Here is a 19,325-nt window from a genome sequence, read left to right as displayed (position 1 = left end):
CGCCTACCGCGCCCGGAAGCGCCTGGCCGCCGACCGGTCCGACAGCAGCGGTCTGGCCGCGGAGAGCGCCCAGCGCACGACCGCCAGCGGCGAGCGCCGCCCGGCCGGCGGGCGGTAACGCAGCCAGGCCCGCCCGAGGATCAGGTCCTCGGGCACGACCCCGTAGTCGGTGCTGTCCCCGCCGGCGTACGGGTTGTCGCCGAGCACCCACCACCCGCCCTCGCGCCGCTCCACCGCACGCTTGACGACCAGCAGGTCCTGCTGGAAGGGGTGGCGCAGGACCACGATCTGTCCCGGCCGGACGGGAGCGCCGTACCGCAGCAGCAGACGGTCCCCGTGGTGGAGCGTGGGCACCATGGAGGGGCCCGTGACCTCGGCGAGCCCGAAGGGCGGCAGCGCTCTGCCCCGCTCGGTCTCCTGCGACAGCTCCGGCATCCCCGGCACCTCCCCGGTCCGTTCCTCCACAGTCTCAGTGTGACCCCGGACTTTTGTCCTAAGCCCTGGGGGGCACTCGGGAAAACCAGTCCCTCAGGGAGTAATGTCCCACCTGAGAAGACGATCACGAGGAAGGAACGCTCCATGCTTTCCCGCCTGTTTGCCCCCAAGGTCAAGGTCAGCGCCCACTGCGACCTGCCCTGCGGTGTGTACGACCCCGCCCAGGCCCGCATCGAGGCGGAGTCGGTGAAGGCCATCCAGGAGAAGATGGCCGCCAACGACGACCTGCACTTCCAGATCCGCGCCACGGTGATCAAGGAGCAGCGCGCCGAGCTGGCCAAGCACCACCTGGACGTGCTCTGGAGCGACTACTTCAAGCCGCCGCACTTCGAGAGCTACCCCGAGCTGCACACGCTCATCAACGAGGCCGTCAAGTCCCTCTCCGCCGCCAAGGCCTCCACCGACCCGGCGACGGGCCAGAAGGCCCTGGACTACATCGCCCAGATCGACAAGATCTTCTGGGAGACGAAGAAGGCCTGACCCTCGGGTCATCCCTTCCGGCCTGCGACTTGGCTGAATCTGCAGCGTCCCCGACCGCACCCGGCGCCTGTGAGGAGCCGGGTGCGGTCTTTTGGTGGATCCGGACGCCCCGGCCGCCGGCATGACGGCGCCGACATAGGCGGCCGCTCACGGGACATCCGGCAGGCATGGAGAAATCGCTGAGCGGATTCGGGTCCCGTGACGAAGACGAGCCGGCCGGGCAGGACACGGGCCCCGGCCCGACGGAGCAGGTGGAGCGGCGGGCGCCGGACTCGCCGACGGATCTGCCCGCGCGTTCCTGGGGGGCGGTGCTCAAGGGCACCCTGAAGGAGTTCCAGAAGGACGAGCTGGTCGACCGGGCGGCGTCGCTGACCTACTACGGTGTCCTCGCGCTCTTCCCGGCATTGCTCGCGCTGGTCTCCCTGCTCGGGCTGGCCGGCCGGTCAACCACCCAGAAGGTGCTGACCAACATCCAGCAGCTCGCCCCCGGGCCGGCCCGCGAGGTCCTGCGTGCCGCCGTGCAGCAGATGCAGGGCAAGGGCGGAATCGGCTCGGTCATGGCGCTCGTGGGTCTGGCGCTCGCGGTGTGGTCGGCCTCCGGTTATGTGGCCGCCTTCATCCGCTGCGCCAACGCGGTGTACGACGTGCCCGAGGGCCGTCCGGTGTGGAAGCTGCTGCCCGTGCGGCTGGGGGTGACCGTGGCGCTCATGGTCATCGCCGTGATCAGCGCGCTGATCGTCGTCCTCACCGGCAGCGTGGCCCGGCAGGTGGGCACCACGCTGGGCATCGGCGACACCTTCCTGACGGTGTGGTCGATCGCCAAGTGGCCCGTGCTCGCCGTCCTGGTCACGATCATGATCGCGATCCTGTTCTGGGCGACCCCGAACGCCAAGATCCGCAGCATCCGCTGGATCACTCCGGGCAGCTTCCTCGCCCTGGTCGTCTGGCTGATCGCCTCGGCGGCCTTCGCGCTGTACGTGGCGAACTTCTCCTCCTACAACAAGACCTACGGCGCCATCGCGGGCGTGATCGTCTTCCTGGTGTGGCTGTGGCTCACCAACCTGGCCATCCTGCTCGGCCTGGAGTTCGACGCGGAGATGAGCCGCCACCGCGCCATCGCGGGCGGTCACCCGGCCGACGAGGAGCCCTACGTCGAGCCCCGCGACACCCGCACCTGGGACGAGGAGGACCGCAAGCGCCTCGGCTGACCCGAGGGCCTCAGCCGGCCGCCCTCCACTCCTCCACGTCCACCACCGCCGACACCGGCACCGCCCCGTACACGTGCGGGAACTCCTCCCCCGCCGGTGGCATCGCCTCGTACTTCAGCGGGGCGTCCAGCAGGGCGGGGTCGACCACCAGGACCACCAGGTCGTCCCGGCCGGGGTCCTCGCCGTACAGGAAGGCCGCCACGCGCGGGAGTTGGGCGCGGGTGGAGAAGTGGATGTAGCCGACCTCCTGGAGGGTGTGGCCCCGGGTGGAGAGCTCGTACGAGCCCTGCTCGCGGGCCGCTTCCCAGAGGGCGCGTTCGGTGATGTGGAGGATCTCGGGGTGCTGGACCTCGGGGTGCTGGGGCATGGGGGTCACGCTACGGGCGCAGGCCGGGTTGTGGCACGGGCCCGGTTTCCACACCGGCACCCACGCGCCCAGGGTCTTGCGGCGGCCGGCGACCATGTCGACGGACTCGCCGCAGGTGGAACAGACGTGGGATTCCCTGTCCATAAGCCCAGGGTAGGCCGGATGGGTCCCGCGCACCGTGGGGATGCGCGGGACCCAAGGGGGCCAAGGGCCCGAGGGCGGCTCAGCTACTGCGCCGGGTGACGAACTCCGCCAGGGCCAGCAGGCCCCCCGCCGCCTCCGGAGCCGGGACCGCACGGGCCAGTTCCTGCACCGCGCGGGCCATCCGGTCCGCCGCCTCCGCCTGGGCCCAGTCCCGGCCGCCCGCCTGCTCCACCGCGACCGTCGCACGGGCGATCTCGGCGCCGTCCCCCGCCGTGTGCGGGCGGGCGTACAGCGCGGCCAGTTCGGCACCCGCCGGGGTGCCGGAGGTCAGCGCGGCGACCACGGGCAGGGACTTCTTGCGGACGGCGAGGTCGGCACCGGCCGGCTTGCCCGTGCGGCGGGGATCGCCCCATATGCCGATCACGTCGTCGATGAGCTGGAACGCCAGCCCGGCCTGCCGGCCGAAGGTGTCCAGCGCCGCCACCACCTCGTCCTCCGCGCCCGCGTACAGCGCGCCCAGGGCGCAGGCACAGCCCAGCAGGGCGCCGGTCTTCGCCTCGGCCATGGCGAGCACCTCGTCGAGGGCGACCTCGCCGGGCGCCCGCTGTTCCAGGGCCGTGTCGGTCTGCTGTCCGGCGCACAGTTCGATCACGCACTCCACGAGCCGGGCCGCCGCCCGGCCGGAGGCGGGGTGCGGATCAACGGCGAGCAGTCGCACCGCCAGTGCCTGGAGGGCGTCCCCGGCGAGGATCGCGTCGGGGACGCCGAACACGGTCCAGGCCGTGGGCCGGTGTCTGCGGGTGGTGTCGCGATCCATCACGTCGTCGTGCATCAGCGTGAAGTTGTGGACCAGTTCGACCGCCGCGGCGGCCCGCACAGCCGCCGCCCGCGCCTCCGCACCGCCCAGTGCGGACGCAGCCGCGAGGACGAGGGCAGGGCGGATCGCCTTGCCCGCGTTGCCCGCCGCCGGGGTGCCGTCCGCGTGGCTCCAGCCGAAGTGGTAGAGCGCGATCCGGCGCAACTGCACCGGCAACGACTCGACGGCGGCGCGCAGTTCGGGGTCCACGGCACCCCGGGTGCGCTCCAGCAGGACGACCGCCTCGTGCCCCGGCGTGTCCTCCGCCGCCCGGCGCGGCCTGGGTACCCCGTCCGAGGAGACCGGCGCAGGGCACTCCCCGGTCTCCACGATGGATTCGCTCACGGTTCCCCCCTCGCCGGCGAACACGGTGGGACCCCCGCCCCGGCGTCGGCCGCCGGGGCGGGAAGCAGGTGATCGGGTCACCGCCACCGGCCGATCTCCACGTTCTCCAGCACGCCCAGCGCGTCCGGCACCAGGACGGCGGCCGAGTAGTAGGCGGTCACCAGGTAGTTGATGACGGCCTGCTCGTTGATGCCCATGAAGCGCACGGACAGGCTGGGCTCGATCTCGTCCGGCAGGCCGGACTGGCGGAGGCCGATGACACCCTGCTCGGCCTCGCCGGTGCGCAGCGCGATGATCGAGGTGGTGCGGGCCTCGCTGACCGGGATCTTGTTGCACGGGTAGATCGGCACCCCGCGCCAGGTGGGGATGCGGTTGCCGCCCACGTCGATGGTCTCCGGGACCAGTCCGCGCTTGTTCAGCTCGCGCCCGATCGCCGCGATGGCGCGCGGGTGGGCGAGCAGGAACTTGGTGCCCCGGCGGCGGCTGAGCAGCTCGTCCAGGTCGTCCGGGCCGGGGACGCCGTCGTGCGGCTGGAGCCGCTGGTCGTACTCGCAGTTGTGCAGGAGGCCGAACTCGCGGTTGTTGACCAGCTCGTGCTCCTGGCGCTCCTTCAGCGCCTCGACCGTGAGCCGCAGCTGCTGCTCGGTCTGGTTCATCGGCTGGTTGTAGAGGTCGGCCACGCGCGAGTGGATGCGCAGCACGGTCTGGGCGATGCTGAGTTCGTACTCGCGCGGCCGCGCCTCGTAGTCCACGAAGGTGTGCGGGATGTCGGGCTCGCCGGAGTGGCCGGCCGCCAGCTCGACCTCCTTCTCGCCGTACTTGTTGGTCCGCTGGTCCGGGAGCGCGCGCAGCCGGCCGACGTGCTCGCTCAGGGAGTCGGAGCGCTCGGCGACCTGCTCGAAGTCCGAGCGGCTGAGCACGAGCACCGTGCACGCGGTGGCGGCGCGGGCGGTGTACTCCCAGATGGCGTCGGGGTCGAGCAGCGCCTGTTCGCCGAAGTAGGCGCCGTCGGCGAGGACTTCGAGCACCGCGTCGTCGCCGTACGGACCCGTGCCGATCTTCTCCACGCGGCCGTGGGCGAGCAGGTACACCTTCTCGGTGCGGGTGCCGAAGGAGCTGATCACGTCGCCCGCGGCGATGTCGCGCTGGCGGCAGCGCCGGGCCAGCTCGGTGAGCACCTCTTCGTCCTCGTACGAGCGCAGCGCGGGCAGTTCGCCCAGCTCGGCCGGGATGACCTCGACCTGGTCTCCCGTCTTCACGAAGGTGATGCGGCCGTCCCCCACGGCGTACGTCAGCCTCCGGTTCACCCGGTACGCGCCGCCCTGGACGTCGACCCAGGGCAGGTTGCGCAGCAGCCAGCGGGAGCTGATCTCCTGCATCTGGGGTGCGGACTTGGTGGTGGTGGCCAGGTTCCGCGCGGCCGCCGTGCCCAGGGACTGCTGCGGCTTGCCCTGCTCCGTGCGGACCTCTTCGCCTACCGACATATGGAATTGCCCTCCCGTGTATCCCGTGCCGGATCTCGCCGGACACCGGTCTCAGGGCCGAGCTTGTCATCACGGAGCGTGCCCACGCCATTACCCGAAAGAAGGGGAATGGATCATCGGACTACTGGGCAGAGTGGGCGACCCGGCCGAGGAAAATGGCCGGATCGGCTCGCACAGCGAGCGAACGATGTGGTTCCCGCCCCCGTGCGTCGGTACAAGCACCGTGACAGGCGGGCCGGGACGGCCGGTCCGTCCACTTCCCGAACGGTACGAAGGAGGCGGCCATGTCCCCACCCATGTCCGCGAGCGGTTTTCTCAGCGCGCTGAAGGCCGAGGGCCTCAAGGTCGTGGAGGTCGGCAACTGGCGGACCCACAACCGCAACCACAAGGGTCCCTGGGGCCCGATGCACGGCGTCATGATCCACCACACGGTGACCAGCGGCAGCGCCCGCACCGTGGAGCTGTGCCGCGAGGGCTACGACGAACTTCCCGGCCCGCTCTGCCACGGCGTGATCACCAAGGACGGCAAGGTCCACCTGGTCGGCTACGGCCGCGCCAACCACGCCGGTCTCGGTGACGACGAGGTGCTCCGCGCGGTCATCGCCGAGAAGGGCCTGCCGCCCGACAACGAGTCCAACACCGACGGCAACCGGTACTTCTACGGCTTCGAGTGCGAGAACCTCGGCGACGGCGACGACCCCTGGCCCGAGGTCCAGATGGAGGCGATCGTGCGGGCCGCCGCCGCGATCTGCCGCCACCACGGCTGGACGGAACGTTCGGTCATCGGCCACCTGGAGTGGCAGCCCGGCAAAGTGGACCCGCGCGGCTTCACCATGTCCTCGCTCCGCTCGCGGATCAAGGCGCGGCTGAAGGACTGAGACCCCCGTCGAAGGGGTGACAATGGCCGGATGACCAGCGCCGACCCCCTCGCTCCGGCACTCCCCTCCCCTCTCACGGAGGTGCGGGACAACCGCTTCTCCCGGCACGGCGTGCGGCTGCTGCTCAAGCGGGACGATCTGATCCACCCGGAGCTGATCGGCAACAAGTGGCGCAAGCTCGTGCCGAACATCGAGGCGGCGCGGGGCCGGGCGCTGGTCACCTTCGGTGGCGCGTACTCCAACCATCTGCGCGCTACCGCGGCCGCCGGGCGGTTGCTCGGGCTGCCCACCATCGGCGTGGTGCGCGGCGACGAACTGGCCGGCCGCCCGCTGAACCCGTCCCTGGCCGGATGCGCGGCCGACGGCATGCGGCTGCACTTCACCGACCGGGCCACGTACCGGCGCAAGGGCGAGCCGGAGACCCTGGCGGCGCTGCTGAACGCGGCCCGCGCGGAGGGCGCGTACGTCGTCCCCGAGGGCGGCAGCAATGCCGAGGCGGTACGCGGCTGCGTGGCGCTGGGCGAGGAGCTGGCGGGCCGCGCGGAGGTGGTCGCGGTGGCCTGCGGCACCGGTGGCACGCTCGCCGGACTGGCCGCCGGTCTCGCCCCCGGCCAGCGCGCGCTCGGTGTGCCCGTGCTCAAGGGCGGCTTCCTCGCGGCCGAGGTGCGCGCGCTCCAGGAGCGGGCCTTCGGCACCCGCACCGGGGACTGGTCGCTGGAGGAGCGCTTCCACTTCGGCGGCTACGCCCGTACGACCCCGCAACTGGACGCCTTCGCGGCCGACTTCGAGGACCGGCACGGGGTGCCCGTGGAGCGGCTGTATGTCGCCAAGTTGCTGTACGCGCTCACCGCGCTGGCCGAGGAGGGCGCCTTCCCGCGCGGGACCGCCGTGACCGCGGTGATCACCGGGCGGCCCTTCCCGGACAGTACGTTTTAGGCCACTTCCCGGTACGCCGCCGCCTCCTCCAGGTCGAGCCGGCGCAGCAGGGCGCGGAGCATCTCGTCGTCGATGTAGCGGTGGTCGCGCAGGCGTACGAAGACGTCGCGCTCCGCGCTGATCATCTCGCGGGACAGCCGGCGGTAGGTGTCGTCCACGGTCTCGCCGGTGACGGGGTTGGTCTGGCCCAGGCGTTCCCAGACCGCGTTGCGGCGGCGCTCCAGCGCCGCGCGCAGCCGTTCGGCGAGCGGTTCGGGCAGCGTGTTGCGCTCGTCGTCGAGGAGTTCTTCGAGCCGGTTCTCGGCCGCGCGGGACGCCTGGGCCTGGGCGTTGGCCTCGGCGAGGGTGTCCGCGCGCGGGTCGCGGGGCGGGAAGCGCAGGGCCCGGATCAGCGGGGGCAGGCTCAGGCCCTGGATGACCAGGGTGCCGATGACCGTGGTGAAGGTCAGGAAGAGGATCAGGTTGCGCTGCGGGAAGGGGTGCCCCCCGTGCACGGTGAGCGGGATGGAGAAGGCGATGGCGAGCGAGACCACGCCCCGCATCCCGGCCCAGCCGGTGACCAGGGCGCCCCGCCAGGTGGGGTTCTCCTCGCGTTCCCGGATGCGGGCGGACAGCAGGCGGGGCAGGAAGGCGGCCGGGTAGACCCAGGCGAGCCGGGCCAGGACGACCACCAAGAAGAGGACCGCGGCGTAAAGCACCGCCCGCATGCCCTCGTTGGCGCCCAGCCCCTCGACGACGACACGCAACTGGAGCCCGATCAGGGCGAAGACGGTGGACTCCAGGATGAAGGCGACCATCTTCCACACCGCCTCCTCCTGGAGCCGGGTGGCGAAGTCGACCTCCCACGCGCGGTGCCCGAGGTAGAGCGCGACGACCACGACCGCGAGCACCCCGGAGGCGTGGAACTGCTCGGCGACGCTGTAGGCGACGAACGGGATCAGCAGCGACAAGGTGTTCTGGAGGAGCGGCTCACGCAGATGCGTGCGCAGCCAGTGCAGCGGTGCCATCAGCACGAGCCCGACCCCGACCCCGCCGACCGCGGCGATCAGGAACTCGAGCAGCCCGCCCGCCCAGGTGGCGCCCTCCCCGATGGCGGCGGCGAGCGCGACCTTGTACGCGGTGATGGCGGTCGCGTCGTTCAGCAGGGACTCGCCCTGGAGGATCGTGGTGATCCGGGACGGCAGTCCGAGCCGGCGGGCGACCGCGGTGGCCGCGACCGCGTCGGGCGGCGCCACCACCGCCCCCAGCACCAGCGCGGCGGTCAGCGGCAGGCCGGGCACGACCAGATGCGCGACCCAGCCCACGACGACGGTGGCGAACAGGACGTACCCCACCGACAGCAGCGCCACCGGCCGCGCCTGGGCGCGCAGGTCCAGGTAGGAGCTGTCGGTCGCCGAGGTGTACAGCAGCGGGGGCAGCAGCAGCGGGAGGACCACCTCGGGGTCGAGGGTGTACTCCGGCACACCCGGCAGGTAGGAAGCGACGAGGCCGACCCCGACCAACAGCAGCGGCGCGGGTACCGGCCCGCGCCGGGCGATCCCCGCGACGGCCGCGCTCCCGGCGATCAGCAGCAGGAGCGGCATCACGTCCATGTCCTCGCCCACCCTCATTCTCCGCGCGGATTTCCGCGCTCCCGACGTAATCTGGCAATCATGAAACAGTGCACGCACGTCGCCGTGCTGCCGCTCCCGGAACCCGGCCCGCTGAGCGAGACGTGCCTGGAGTGTCTCGCGGAAGGGACCGACCCGGTGCAGTTGCGGCTCTGCCTCAGCTGTGGCCATGTCGCCTGCTGCGATTCCTCGCCGAACCGGCACGCCACGAAGCACCACGCGGACTCGGGTCACCCGGTGATGCGGACGTTCGAACCCGGAGACGACTGGCGGTGGTGTTTCGTGGACCACGTACTCGTGTGACAGTGGTCGGCACGGCGGTGTTCCCGGTGGTTCGAGCGCCCGGTGCCTGGGTACGTCAACCCGGCGCGCGCTCTTCCTATTTGAATCCGCCCCACCCCCTAGACACGGAGCGTATACGGAGCTTTACTGTGAGTAACGCCAGGGGGCCGGGGGTGCGGGGACAGGAACGTTCCGAGCGCGATAGCGTCACCGCGGAACCACGTATGCGTTACCCCGGGGGGCGACCCTCGGCCCCGTGAAGCTTGTACCACCATGGAGGTGAGGGTGTCCCAGATCGCAGGCGAGCCCACGGCGAACCAGGACTTCGTGGAAGTCCGGCTTCCGGCTGCGGGTGCCTACCTGTCGGTGCTGCGGACGGCCACGGCCGGTCTGGCGGCCCGCTTGGACTTCACCCTGGACGAGATCGAGGACCTGCGCATCGCGGTCGACGAGGCCTGCGCGATCCTGCTCCAGCAGGCCGTGCCCGGCTCCGTGCTGAGCTGCGTCTTCCGCCTCGTCGACGACTCGCTGGAGGTCACGGTGTCCGCTCCGACCACCGACGGCCACGCCCCGTCGCGCGACACGTTCGCCTGGACCGTGCTGTCGGCCCTGGCGGGCAAGGTGTCGTCCGCCGTCGACGAGGACCGGACCGTGTCGATCAGTCTCTACAAACAGCGCGGCGCGGGCCCCGGCCCGGCGTGAGGAACGGGGACGGTCCGGTGCGGGACGAAGAGCGCGGCGCGCGAGAACTGCCGGCCAAGCAGGCCGAGAGCCTGCGGGCGGTCCCCCAGGACGGCCCCCGGCACATGGCCGACGGCGTCGACGGCATCCCCGAGCAGGCCCGGCCCCACCCGGAGGACGACTCCGCGCGGGCCGGCGGCGAGGGCGCCGTGCGGAGCGCGCCTCCGGGGGAGCGCGGCGGGGAGCAGCCCGCCGACCGCGCGGGGGCGAGGGCTCGGGGAAGGGCTACGGGCGGGACGATGAGCGAGCACGAGCGATACGCCGGGGACTCAGCGCCGGGCGCGGAGACCGTCCGGGCGGCACGGCACGACCCGCACGACCGCAGCGGGGCGCGGGCGCTCTTCGTGGAGCTGCGCGGCCTGAAGGACGGCAGCCCGGAGTACGCGGAGCTGCGCAACCGGCTGGTCCGCATGCATCTGCCGCTCGTCGAGCATCTGGCGCGCCGCTTCCGCAACCGGGGCGAGCCGCTGGACGACCTCACCCAGGTCGCCACCATCGGACTGATCAAGTCGGTGGACCGGTTCGACCCGGAGCGGGGGGTGGAGTTCTCCACGTACGCCACTCCCACGGTCGTCGGGGAGATCAAGCGGCACTTCCGGGACAAGGGCTGGGCAGTGCGGGTGCCGCGCCGGCTCCAGGAACTGCGGCTCGCGCTGACCACGGCGACGGCCGAGCTGTCGCAGCTGCACGGCCGCTCCCCCACGGTGCACGAGCTGGCCCAGAAGCTGGCGATCTCCGAGGAGGAGGTGCTGGAGGGGCTGGAGTCGGCGAACGCGTACTCGACGCTGTCGCTGGACGTCCCCGACACCGACGACGAGTCCCCGGCGGTCGCCGACACCCTCGGCGCGGAGGACGAGGCGCTGGAGGGGGTGGAGTACCGGGAGTCGCTCAAGCCGCTGCTGGAGGACCTCCCGCCGCGCGAGAAGCGCATCCTGCTGCTGCGCTTCTTCGGCAACATGACCCAGTCGCAGATCGCGCAGGAGGTCGGCATCTCGCAGATGCACGTCTCCCGGCTGCTGGCCCGCACCCTGGCCCAGTTGCGGGAGAAGCTCCTGGTGGAGGAGTAGAGGCGCCGGGGCAGGGCGTTATTCGGTGCGGCCCGGCCCGGTGATCCCGAGGGCGCGGGTCGTGGCCGGGTTGACCAGCAGCACCAGCGCGGTCACCGAGACCACGGCGAGGGCGATGCCCGCCCCGATGGCGATGCTGTCGGCCTGGAGCAGGTTGTAGGCGACCGGCAGCGCGAGGATCTGGGTGATGACGGCGGGGCCCCGGCTCCAGCGGCGCACCTGCCACAGCCCGCGCGCGGCGAGCAGTGGCAGCAGCGCGAGCACCAGCAGGGTGATCCCGCCCGTGACCGCCTGCTGACGGTCGTCGGGGGCGCCGGCCAGACCGAGCGCGAGAATCCACCCGCCCGCCACGACGAGGGCGGTCCCCTCCAGCGCGGCCAGCGCGGCGGCGTACGTCAGGCGGCGCGGGCGCTCTCCGGCGGCCGGGGCGGTGCCGGCGGTCTCCGGCACGGAGGTCTGCGCGGGGGTCTGCTCACTGCTCACCCGAGAAGGGTAGCCCCGTGTGCGACGGGCCCCGGAGGGTGCGTGGTGAGGCTCACGCCCTCTTCGTCCATGGATCTCCGGCTCTCCCTGGGCCGGATACCCCCCAGTAGGTACGCTGCCATGCATGCGTGCACTTCTCGTGGTCAATCCGGCGGCAACCACCACAAGCGCCCGCAGACGCGACGTACTGATCCACGCCCTCGCCAGCGAGATGAAGCTGGATGTCGTCCACACCGAGTACCGCGGCCACGCGCGCGATCTGGGGCGGTCGGCTGCGGAGAGTGACGACGTCGACATGGTCGTGGCCCTCGGCGGCGACGGCACCGTGAACGAGGTGGTCAACGGCCTCCTGCACGCCGGCCCGGACCCCGAGCGGCTGCCCGGTCTGGCGGTGGTCCCCGGCGGCTCGACCAATGTGTTCGCCCGCGCGCTCGGCCTGCCCAACGATCCCGTCGAGGCGACCGGCGCCCTGCTGGACGCCCTGCGCGAGCGCCGGGAACGCGTGGTGGGCCTCGGACTCACCTCGGGTACGCCGGGGACCGCGGACGAGGCGGTGCCGGAACGCTGGTTCACTTTCAACGCCGGACTCGGCTTCGATGCCGGAGTTGTGGGCAGGGTCGAAAGGGAACGGGAGCGCGGCAAGAAGTCGACGCACGCGCTCTATGTCCGCCAAGTAGCAAGGCAGTTCATGGGTGAACCGAATCGCAGACACGGCACCATCACCTTGGAACGACCGGGTGCGGAACCGGTGTCGGATCTCGCCGTCGCCATAGTCTCGAACACATCGCCGTGGACGTATCTCGGCAATCGCCCGATGTACACATCACCTAAGGCGTCGTTCGATAAGGGCGTCGACGTGCTCGGACTGAAGCGGCTCTCCACGGCCGCGGTTGCCCGGTATGCGACCCAGTTGCTCACTTCGTCCCCCGAGCGGGGACCCCATGGAAGACACGCGGTCTCGCTGCACGACCTGGACCGCTTCACCTTGCATTCGAAGGTCCCCCTGCCCCTTCAGATGGACGGTGACCACCTGGGGCTGCGGACGAGCGTGACGTTCACAGGCGTTCGCCGTGCACTGCGTGTGATTGTGTGAGCGGAACGCGCCAAAGTCCTTTCACTCGAACGTTTAGACCACCGTCCACCCCATGGAAGTACGGCTGTGACCTAGTCGACACCGAGGAATCAAAAAAAATCTTCCGGAAGGGGTTGTATCCGCCGCCGAGGTTTGCGAGTCTCTACATGGCGATCAGGACGGCCCGCAAGACCGGCTTCCAGAGGTCGCCAGAACCCCTCTTCAAAACAAAGGACCACACCGGGGAGACCCGGTGATCGGCCCTTCACTTGTTGAGGGTCTCGTGAAAGCGTTCACATTCACAAGCAATCTGCATGTAATACCAAGGAGAGGTAGCAGCCATGGACTGGCGTCACAACGCCGTTTGCCGCGAGGAAGACCCCGAGCTGTTCTTCCCCATTGGCAACACCGGTCCCGCGCTGCTGCAGATCGAGGAAGCCAAGGCCGTCTGCCGTCGCTGCCCGGTGATCGAGCAGTGTCTGCAGTGGGCGCTCGAGTCCGGTCAGGACTCCGGCGTCTGGGGTGGTCTGAGCGAGGACGAGCGTCGCGCGATGAAGCGCCGCGCCGCCCGCAACCGTGCTCGCCAGGCTTCTGCCTGACGAGTCACCCCTGCTGACAGCCTGAGCTTGGCGGCGCGTGGGCCCGACGGGAACTCCCGTACCGGGCACCACGCTTCTCCCGCCCCGAGCCGCAGCGCGCAGTACCCCCGATGCTTTCCCCGGGTCCCGGCTCCGCCGGACCCGGGGGGCTCCGCCTCAGCGGAGCAGCTCAGCAACGAGCACCAGCCTCGGACCATCACTGGTCCGGGGCTTTTCGCTTGCCCGCGCCGATCTGCCGGCGCCTCACTTCTGGGGCCGCACCGGGATGTCGAGGATGACCCGGGTGCCGCGCTCCGGTGCCGGGACCATGTCGAAGGTGCCGCCCAGCTCGCCCTCCACCAGCGTCCGCACGATCTGGAGTCCGAGGTTGCCCGCGGTGTGCGGGTCGAAGCCCTCGGGCAGACCGACCCCGTCGTCCTGGACGGTGACCAGCAGCCGGGCCTCCTTGGTGGTGCCGCCGCGCACCGCCGAGACCTCGACCGAGCCGGTGTCGCCCTCCCGAAAGCCGTGCTCCAGGGCGTTCTGCAGCACCTCGGTCAGCACCATCGACAGCGGGGTGGCGACCTCGGCGTCCAGCCAGCCGAAGCGGCCGCTGCGCCGGGCGGTCACCTTGCCCGGCGAGATCTCCGCGACCATCGCCAGCACCCGGTCGGCGATGTCGTCGAACTCCACGCGCTCGTCCAGGTTCTGAGACAGCGTCTCGTGCACGATGGCGATGGAACCGACCCGGCGCACGGCCTCGTCCAGCGCCTCCCGGCCGCGCTCGGAGTCGATGCGGCGGGCCTGGAGCCGCAGCAGGGCGGCGACCGTCTGGAGGTTGTTCTTCACCCGGTGGTGGATCTCCCGGATGGTGGCGTCCTTGGTGATCAACTCCCGCTCGCGACGCCGCAGTTCGGTGACGTCCCGGCAGAGCACCAGGGAACCGATGCGCGTGCCCTTGGGCTTGAGCGGGATGGACCGGAACTGGATGACCCCGTCGTTCGCCTCGATCTCGAACTCGCGCGGCGCGTAGCCGCTCGCCGCCTTGGCGAGCGCCTCGTCCACCGGGCCCCTCGTCGGGGCGAGTTCGGCGGTGGTGCGGCCGAGGTGGTGGCCGACCAGGTCGGCGGCGAGACCGAGCCGGTGGTAGGCGGAGAGCGCGTTCGGGGAGGCGTACTGGACGATGCCCTCGGCGTCCACCCGGATCAGGCCGTCGCCCGCGCGCGGGGAGGCGTCCATGTCGACCTGCTGGTCGGGGAACGGGAAGGAACCCGCCGCGATCATCTGCGCGAGGTCCGAGGCGCTCTGGAGGTAGGTGAGTTCCAGCCGGCTCGGGGTGCGCACGGTCAGCAGGTTGGTGTTGCGGGCGATGACCCCGAGGACGCGGCCCTCACGCCGTACCGGGATGGACTCGACCCTCACGGGGACCTCTTCGCGCCATTCCGGGTCGCCCTCGCGCACGATCCGGCCCTCGTCCAGGGCCGCGTCCAGCATGGGGCGGCGGCCGCGCGGGACCAGGTGGCCGACCATGTCGTCCTGGTAGGAGGTCGGGCCCGTGTTCGGGCGCATCTGGGCGACCGAGACGTACCGGGTGCCGTCGCTGGTGGGGACCCACAGGACGAGGTCGGCGAAGGAGAGGTCGGAGAGCAGTTGCCACTCCGAGACCAGCAGATGGAGCCACTCGAGGTCGGTGTCCCCGAGGGCGGTGTGCTGGCGGACGAGTTCGTTCATGGAGGGCACGCTGCGAGCGTACCGGGGCCGCGTCACTGGCCGAAAAGACACCCGCGGGCCGCGGCGCCTGAGAGGGACCCTCAGCCCTCTCCGCGCCGCAGCCCGGAGCATCATCGGCCGTGGGGTGTGCGGTCCCGGTCGGCCGAAGGCCGAGGAGCCGGAGCAGTCAGGGCAGAGAGCGCCGGTTCCTCGATCCGCCTTCCTGTGCGGGGAAGACGGAGGCTTGTCAGCTTGTCGTCCTGCGTGGAGCCTCTCCCGCATTCTGGACTAGACCACGCGGGCGTGTCCATGGCCCGAGGGCCCCGAACCCGTGGGCGGCGGGGCTGCACCGTACCGGCAGCCTAGCCCGGCCGAAGGGCCTGCGGGAGGTCGTCGGCCTGGCGATTTCCGCCACGTGCGGCGGGTGCCGCTCTGCTAGATTGGTCTAAACCACATAGCCAGCGCTCCCCCGGTCGCCAGCGACCGTCGGCCCTCTTCCAGATCGGCAGGCCCAGCGTGGAAGTTGTCATCGTCCCGGACGCCGCGGCGGGCGGCGAGCTGATAGCCGAATCCATGGCCCAGTTGCTTCGCCGCAAGCCCGACGCCCTGCTCGGGGTGGCCACCGGCTCCACCCCGCTGCCCGTCTACCAGGCCCTCGCGGCCAAGGTGCGCGCGGGCGAGGTGGACACCCACCGGGCCAGGATCGCCCAGCTCGACGAGTACGTGGGGCTGCCCGCCGACCACCCCGAGTCCTACCGCTCGGTGCTGCGCCGCGAGGTGCTGGAGCCGCTCGGCATCCCCATGGACGCGTTCACCGGCCCGGACGGCACCGCCGACGACGTCCAGGCGGCGTGCGAGGAGTACGACCGGGCGCTCGCCGCGGCCGGAGGCGTGGACCTCCAGCTCCTCGGCATCGGCACGGACGGGCACATCGGGTTCAACGAACCGTGCTCCTCGCTCGCCTCGCGCACCCGGATCAAGACGCTGACCGAGCAGACCCGGATCGACAACGCCCGCTTCTTCGACGGCGACATCGACCAGGTACCGCACCACGTGATCACCCAGGGCATCGGCACCATCCTGGAGGCCCGCCACCTGGTGCTGCTCGCCACCGGCGAGGGCAAGGCGGACGCGGTCGCCGCCACCGTCGAGGGCCCGGTCGCTGCGATCTGCCCCGCCTCCGCCCTCCAGCTCCACCCGCACGCCACGGTCGTCGCCGACGAGGCCGCCGCCGCCAAGCTGAAGCTCGCGGACTACTTCCGCCACACCTACACCCGCAAGCCGGAGTGGCAGGGCCTGTAGAGACACCTCGGTCCCCGTGGGCGCACCACGGGGACCGAGCTCAGGCTCACGCCCCCGCGATGACCTCCGCCGCGGCCCGGCCGCAGACGCGGGCCGCGCCGTGGGTGGCGAGGTGGAGGTGGCCTCGGGGTGGGGACTGGGGGACGCCCATCTCGACCACCACGGTGTCCGGGCGGGCGGTCAGGAGGGTGGTCAGGGCCTTGGCCATCCAGGGATGACGGTGTTCGTCGCGGACCACCGCGACCAGCCGGCGCTCCCCCGCCGCCGCGAGGGCGTCGGTGCCGGCCGAGTCGCCGGTGAAGCTTCCGGTGCGGGTGCCCGGCAGCAGCCCGGACAGCTCCGCGGCCACGCCCCAGGGGGTCTCGTCGCCCACCGCGATGTTGGCGACCGGGGTGAAGGCGGCGACGTAGGGCGCCTCGGTGAGCGGGGTGAAGGACTCGCCGCCGGTCACCGTCAGGGCCCGGCGGGCCGCGCGCAGTCCGGCCTCGGGGTCGGAGGCGGTGTCCCCGGTGGTCCCGGTCGCCGTCCAGGCGGCCAGTTCGCGCACCCGGCGGGCCGCGTCCGCGAGGCGCTCCTCGGGGAGTTCACCGGAGCGCACGGCGGCCACCAGGGCGTCGCGCAGCCGCCGTACCGTCTCGTCGTCGGCGAGGCCGCCGCCCACGCAGATGGCGTCGGCGCCGGCCGCGACGGCGAGGACGCTGCCGTGCTCGATGCCGTAGGTGCCGGAGACGGCGCGCATCTCCATGCCGTCGGTGACGATCAGCCCCTGGTAGCCGAGTTCCCCGCGCAGCAGGTCGGTGAGGACCGGCCGCGAGAGGGTCGCGGGGCGGTCCGGGTCCAGCGCGGGGACCAGGATGTGGGCGCTCATCACCGCGCGGGTGCCCGCCGCGAGGGCGGCCCGGAAGGGCGCGAGTTCGCGGGCCTGGAGCACGTCGGCGGCCACGTCGATGCGGGGCAGCGCGTGGTGGGAGTCGACGGCGGTGTCGCCGTGGCCCGGGAAGTGCTTGGTGCAGGCCGCGACCCCGGCGGACTGCAGGCCGGTGACATAGGCGGCGGTGTGCCGGGCGACCAGGCCGGTGTCGGCGCCGAAGGAGCGGACGCCGATGACCGGGTTGTCGGGGTTGGAGTTGACGTCGGCGGAGGGCGCCCAGTTGAGGTGCACCCCGCAGGCGGCGAGACGGCGGCCGAGTTCCCGGGCGACCGCGTGGGTCAGCTCCACGTCGTCCACCGCGCCGAGGGCGTGGTTGCCGGGGAAGGAGGAGCCGGTACGGGCCTCAAGACGGGTGACGTCCCCGCCCTCCTCGTCGATGGCCACCAGCACGTCGGGCCGCTCGGTACGCAACTGGGCGGTCAGCGCCGACAGTTGCTCGGGCGAGACGATGTTGCGGCCGAACAGGCCGACCGAGGCGAGGCCCTCGCCGAGCCGGCGCAGCAGCCAGTCGGGGGCGGTGGTGCCGGTGAAGCCGGGCTGGAGGACGGTGAGCGCGTCGCGCGTCAGGGTGTCCGTACCGCGGGCGATTGTCGTCATCGGGTGGCGTTATCCCTTCACGGCGCCCGCGGTCAGCCCCGCGGCCATCTTGCGCTGGACGAGGAGGAACAGCACGACGATCGGCACGGCCATCATGGTGGCGCCGGCCATCATCGGGGCGTATTCGGTGCCGTGCTTGGTGGTGAAGTTGCCGAGCCAGACGGTGGCCGTCTGGTTCTCCTGGCTGAGCAGCATCAGGGCGTAGAGGTACTCGTTCCACGCCTGGATGAAGCCGTAGACCGAGGTGGCGACCATGCCGGGAGCGAGCAGCGGGAAGACCACGCGGATGAAGGCGCCGGTGCGGGAGCAGCCGTCGACCATGGCCGCCTCCTCCAGCTCGCGCGGGATGTTGACGATGAAGCCGCGCAGGGTCCACACGGTGAACGGCAGGATGAAGGTCAGATAGGTGATGATCAGGCCGGTGAGCTTGTCGTACTGATGCAGGTCGTTCAGCAGCAGGAAGACCGGGATGATCATGGCGACGAGCGGGACCATCTGCACCGCGAGGATGCCGACGATCACGATCTTCCGGCCCCGGAAGGCGAACCGGGAGATGGCGAGCGCGGCGAGCATGCCGACGACCACGCCGATGAGGACCACGGACAGCGAGACGACCAGGCTGCGGCCGACCGGCCCCCAGAAGTCGGCGATGTCGAAGGCCCGGCTGAAGTTGTCCAGGGTGAACCCGGTGGGCAGCAGGCTCGGGTCGGGGTCGATGGCGTCCTTGGCCGGCTTGATCGCGGTGTCGAGCATCCAGTAGACGGGGAAGCCCGCGGTGGCGGCGACGAGGAGGCCGAGGATGTTCCAGCCGGCCTTGGAGGTCCGGCGGGCGGGGGAAGCCGTGCTGGTCACTCGACCTCTCCGATCTTGAGCATCTGGCGCATGTAGACGGCGACGACGCCGAGCAGCAGCACCACGGTGATGAGGGCGATGGCGGAGCCCTGGGCGTAGTCGTTGACCACGAAGGCGCGGTCGTAGGAGTAGGTGGTGAGGAGCTGGAACTGGGCCTCGGGGTGGCCGTTGCGCATCACGAAGACCTGCGGGAAGACACCCATGTCCCAGATGACCGAGAGGGTCGTCAGCATGACGATCACCGGCTTGAGCACCGGCAGGGTGACGTACCGGAAGACACCCCAGGAGCCCGCGCCGTCCAGCCGGGCGGCCTCCTCCAGCTCGGCGGGGACCTGGGTGAGTCCGGCGCTGAGGGTGATGACCACGAAGGGCACCGCGCCCCAGACCACCAGCAGCATGATCACCGCGAGACCTTCGGGACCGCTGGCGAACCAGTTGTGGCCGATCAGGTCGACGCCGGGCAGCTTGCTGATGAGGGCGTTGAGGATGCCGTAGTCGGCGTCGAAGAGCCACTTGAAGACGGTGGTGGCGACGATGACGGGCATGCCCCAGCTCGCCACCAGCGCGATGTTGATGAGGGTCTTCACCCAGCCGGAGACCCGCTGGAGCAGCAGGGCGATCAGCATGCCGAGGACCATCGTGAAGAGGACGGCGCCGGCGGTGAAGCCGATGGTGCGCAGCACGACCTGCCAGAAGTCGCCGTCGCTCAGCACCTTGGAGAAGTTGTCGAAGCCGACGGACTCCGGCTCCTTGAAGCCCCAGAGCTGGGACTGGCCGAACTTCTGGAACGACAGGGTGACCAGCCGGACCAGGGGGTAGCCCATGACACCGGCGAGGATCAGCAGACAGGGCGCGAGGAGCAGCCAGGGAGTGGTGGCGCCGCCCTTGGCGGACGCGGGGCGGCGGG

19 protein-coding genes and 2 pseudogenes are annotated in these 19,325 nt (G+C 71.3%); 11 read left to right on the top strand and 10 right to left on the bottom strand.

Annotation, left to right across the window (positions count from 1 at the left end):
* Window positions 1–118: pseudogene (locus tag GT030_RS37295) on the top strand (zf-CGNR multi-domain protein); the annotation flags it as partial.
* Window positions 119–186: 68 nt separating this feature from the next.
* Here the strand turns inward: GT030_RS37295 and GT030_RS37290 are convergent.
* Window positions 187–357, bottom strand: a pseudogene (locus tag GT030_RS37290) (S24 family peptidase); the annotation flags it as partial.
* Between the two features lie 222 nt (window positions 358–579).
* On the opposite strand from GT030_RS37290, the gene sodN reads away from it, so the two are divergent.
* Together sodN and GT030_RS07755 are read left to right on the top strand one after the other, a co-directional pair.
* Window positions 580–975, top strand: coding sequence for a superoxide dismutase, Ni (sodN, locus tag GT030_RS07760; RefSeq protein ID WP_030807512.1), 396 nt, complete (start codon window positions 580–582; stop codon window positions 973–975).
* A 167-nt stretch (window positions 976–1,142) separates the two neighbouring features.
* Window positions 1,143–2,183, top strand: coding sequence for a YihY/virulence factor BrkB family protein (locus GT030_RS07755; RefSeq protein WP_161200441.1), 1,041 nt, complete (start codon window positions 1,143–1,145; stop codon window positions 2,181–2,183).
* 10 nt (window positions 2,184–2,193) lie between these two features.
* Here GT030_RS07755 and GT030_RS07750 read toward each other — a convergent pair whose 3' ends face one another.
* The 3 genes from GT030_RS07750 to GT030_RS07740 form a co-directional block, all read right to left on the bottom strand.
* Complete coding sequence (locus GT030_RS07750; RefSeq protein WP_161200444.1) at window positions 2,194–2,550, bottom strand: DUF952 domain-containing protein; 357 nt, start codon at window positions 2,548–2,550, stop codon at window positions 2,194–2,196.
* A gap of 223 nt (window positions 2,551–2,773) precedes the next feature.
* On the bottom strand, window positions 2,774–3,784 hold the full coding sequence (locus GT030_RS07745; RefSeq protein ID WP_202459820.1) for a family 2 encapsulin nanocompartment cargo protein polyprenyl transferase: 1,011 nt from the start codon (window positions 3,782–3,784) through the stop codon (window positions 2,774–2,776).
* 188 nt (window positions 3,785–3,972) lie between these two features.
* Complete coding sequence (locus tag GT030_RS07740; protein WP_161200439.1) at window positions 3,973–5,379, bottom strand: family 2B encapsulin nanocompartment shell protein; 1,407 nt, start codon at window positions 5,377–5,379, stop codon at window positions 3,973–3,975.
* 284 nt (window positions 5,380–5,663) lie between these two features.
* On the opposite strand from GT030_RS07740, the gene GT030_RS07735 reads away from it, so the two are divergent.
* A complete protein-coding gene (locus tag GT030_RS07735; RefSeq protein WP_202459816.1) occupies window positions 5,664–6,257 on the top strand; it encodes an N-acetylmuramoyl-L-alanine amidase in 594 nt (197 codons plus the stop codon).
* Window positions 6,258–6,287: 30 nt separating this feature from the next.
* The gene (locus GT030_RS07730) at window positions 6,288–7,193 is read left to right on the top strand and encodes a pyridoxal-phosphate dependent enzyme (protein WP_161200438.1); all 906 of its coding nucleotides are present in this window, start codon (window positions 6,288–6,290) and stop codon (window positions 7,191–7,193) included.
* On the opposite strand, the gene GT030_RS07725 is transcribed toward GT030_RS07730, so the two are convergent.
* Complete coding sequence (locus GT030_RS07725; protein WP_161200437.1) at window positions 7,190–8,785, bottom strand: Na+/H+ antiporter; 1,596 nt, start codon at window positions 8,783–8,785, stop codon at window positions 7,190–7,192. The genes GT030_RS07730 and GT030_RS07725 overlap by 4 nt on opposite strands.
* Before the next feature lie 60 nt (window positions 8,786–8,845).
* Here GT030_RS07725 and GT030_RS07720 point away from each other — a divergent pair, with 60 nt between their 5' ends.
* From GT030_RS07720 to GT030_RS07710, 3 genes are all read left to right on the top strand, one after another.
* Window positions 8,846–9,106, top strand: coding sequence for a UBP-type zinc finger domain-containing protein (locus tag GT030_RS07720; RefSeq protein WP_161200436.1), 261 nt, complete (start codon window positions 8,846–8,848; stop codon window positions 9,104–9,106).
* Window positions 9,107–9,370: 264 nt separating this feature from the next.
* On the top strand, window positions 9,371–9,787 hold the full coding sequence (locus GT030_RS07715) for an anti-sigma regulatory factor (RefSeq protein WP_018544439.1): 417 nt from the start codon (window positions 9,371–9,373) through the stop codon (window positions 9,785–9,787).
* Entirely contained in the window at window positions 9,784–10,893 is a 1,110-nt protein-coding gene (locus GT030_RS07710; RefSeq protein ID WP_346009587.1) for an RNA polymerase sigma factor SigF, read from the top strand. The genes GT030_RS07715 and GT030_RS07710 overlap by 4 nt, the downstream gene beginning before the upstream one ends.
* An 18-nt stretch (window positions 10,894–10,911) precedes the next feature.
* Here GT030_RS07710 and GT030_RS07705 read toward each other — a convergent pair whose 3' ends face one another.
* Entirely contained in the window at window positions 10,912–11,376 is a 465-nt protein-coding gene (locus GT030_RS07705; RefSeq protein WP_161200435.1) for a hypothetical protein, read from the bottom strand.
* A 124-nt stretch (window positions 11,377–11,500) separates the two neighbouring features.
* Here GT030_RS07705 and GT030_RS07700 point away from each other — a divergent pair, with 124 nt between their 5' ends.
* Window positions 11,501–12,469, top strand: a complete 969-nt coding sequence (locus GT030_RS07700) for a diacylglycerol kinase family protein (RefSeq protein WP_161200434.1) — start codon at window positions 11,501–11,503, stop codon at window positions 12,467–12,469.
* A 320-nt stretch (window positions 12,470–12,789) separates the two neighbouring features.
* Window positions 12,790–13,047 (top strand): WhiB family transcriptional regulator, encoded by a 258-nt coding sequence (locus tag GT030_RS07695; RefSeq protein WP_003992873.1) that lies wholly within the window; start codon window positions 12,790–12,792, stop codon window positions 13,045–13,047.
* Window positions 13,048–13,290: 243 nt separating this feature from the next.
* Here GT030_RS07695 and GT030_RS07690 read toward each other — a convergent pair whose 3' ends face one another.
* Entirely contained in the window at window positions 13,291–14,757 is a 1,467-nt protein-coding gene (locus GT030_RS07690) for a PAS domain-containing sensor histidine kinase (RefSeq protein ID WP_161200433.1), read from the bottom strand.
* A 495-nt stretch (window positions 14,758–15,252) separates the two neighbouring features.
* Here GT030_RS07690 and nagB point away from each other — a divergent pair, with 495 nt between their 5' ends.
* Window positions 15,253–16,038, top strand: a complete 786-nt coding sequence (gene nagB / locus GT030_RS07685; RefSeq protein ID WP_161200432.1) for a glucosamine-6-phosphate deaminase — start codon at window positions 15,253–15,255, stop codon at window positions 16,036–16,038.
* A 46-nt stretch (window positions 16,039–16,084) separates the two neighbouring features.
* Here the strand turns inward: nagB and GT030_RS07680 are convergent, their stop codons facing one another.
* The 3 genes from GT030_RS07680 to GT030_RS07670 are packed head-to-tail and all read right to left on the bottom strand — an operon-like array spanning window position 16,085 to window position 19,281.
* A complete protein-coding gene (locus GT030_RS07680) occupies window positions 16,085–17,566 on the bottom strand; it encodes a glycoside hydrolase family 3 protein (protein WP_161200431.1) in 1,482 nt (493 codons plus the stop codon).
* 9 nt (window positions 17,567–17,575) lie between these two features.
* Window positions 17,576–18,418, bottom strand: coding sequence for a carbohydrate ABC transporter permease (locus GT030_RS07675; protein WP_086691064.1), 843 nt, complete (start codon window positions 18,416–18,418; stop codon window positions 17,576–17,578).
* On the bottom strand, window positions 18,415–19,281 hold the full coding sequence (locus tag GT030_RS07670; protein WP_237522252.1) for a sugar ABC transporter permease: 867 nt from the start codon (window positions 19,279–19,281) through the stop codon (window positions 18,415–18,417). The genes GT030_RS07675 and GT030_RS07670 overlap by 4 nt, the downstream gene beginning before the upstream one ends.
* Between the last annotated feature and the right edge of the window lie 44 nt (window positions 19,282–19,325).

The sequence above is a fragment of the Streptomyces sp. SID1328 genome, assembly GCF_009865595.1.
Classification (GTDB): domain Bacteria; phylum Actinomycetota; class Actinomycetes; order Streptomycetales; family Streptomycetaceae; genus Streptomyces; species Streptomyces griseoluteus.
This window is presented reverse-complemented; position numbering and strand designations above follow the sequence as displayed.

Excerpts from the sequence above, each read along its gene's own strand:
- GT030_RS07755 (WP_161200441.1), top strand. The coding sequence starts at position 1,143 with ATGGAGAAATCGCTGAGCGGATTCGGGTCCCGTGACGAAGACGAGCCG.
- GT030_RS07750 (WP_161200444.1), bottom strand. The coding sequence starts at position 2,550 with ATGCCCCAGCACCCCGAGGTCCAGCACCCCGAGATCCTCCACATCACC.
- GT030_RS07740 (WP_161200439.1), bottom strand. The coding sequence starts at position 5,379 with ATGTCGGTAGGCGAAGAGGTCCGCACGGAGCAGGGCAAGCCGCAGCAG.
- GT030_RS07695 (WP_003992873.1), top strand. The coding sequence starts at position 12,790 with ATGGACTGGCGTCACAACGCCGTTTGCCGCGAGGAAGACCCCGAGCTG.
- sodN (WP_030807512.1), top strand. The coding sequence starts at position 580 with ATGCTTTCCCGCCTGTTTGCCCCCAAGGTCAAGGTCAGCGCCCACTGC.
- GT030_RS07690 (WP_161200433.1), bottom strand. The coding sequence starts at position 14,757 with ATGAACGAACTCGTCCGCCAGCACACCGCCCTCGGGGACACCGACCTC.
- GT030_RS07725 (WP_161200437.1), bottom strand. The coding sequence starts at position 8,785 with ATGGACGTGATGCCGCTCCTGCTGCTGATCGCCGGGAGCGCGGCCGTC.
- GT030_RS07720 (WP_161200436.1), top strand. The coding sequence starts at position 8,846 with ATGAAACAGTGCACGCACGTCGCCGTGCTGCCGCTCCCGGAACCCGGC.
- GT030_RS07735 (WP_202459816.1), top strand. The coding sequence starts at position 5,664 with ATGTCCCCACCCATGTCCGCGAGCGGTTTTCTCAGCGCGCTGAAGGCC.
- GT030_RS07730 (WP_161200438.1), top strand. The coding sequence starts at position 6,288 with ATGACCAGCGCCGACCCCCTCGCTCCGGCACTCCCCTCCCCTCTCACG.
- GT030_RS07680 (WP_161200431.1), bottom strand. The coding sequence starts at position 17,566 with ATGACGACAATCGCCCGCGGTACGGACACCCTGACGCGCGACGCGCTC.
- GT030_RS07700 (WP_161200434.1), top strand. The coding sequence starts at position 11,501 with ATGCGTGCACTTCTCGTGGTCAATCCGGCGGCAACCACCACAAGCGCC.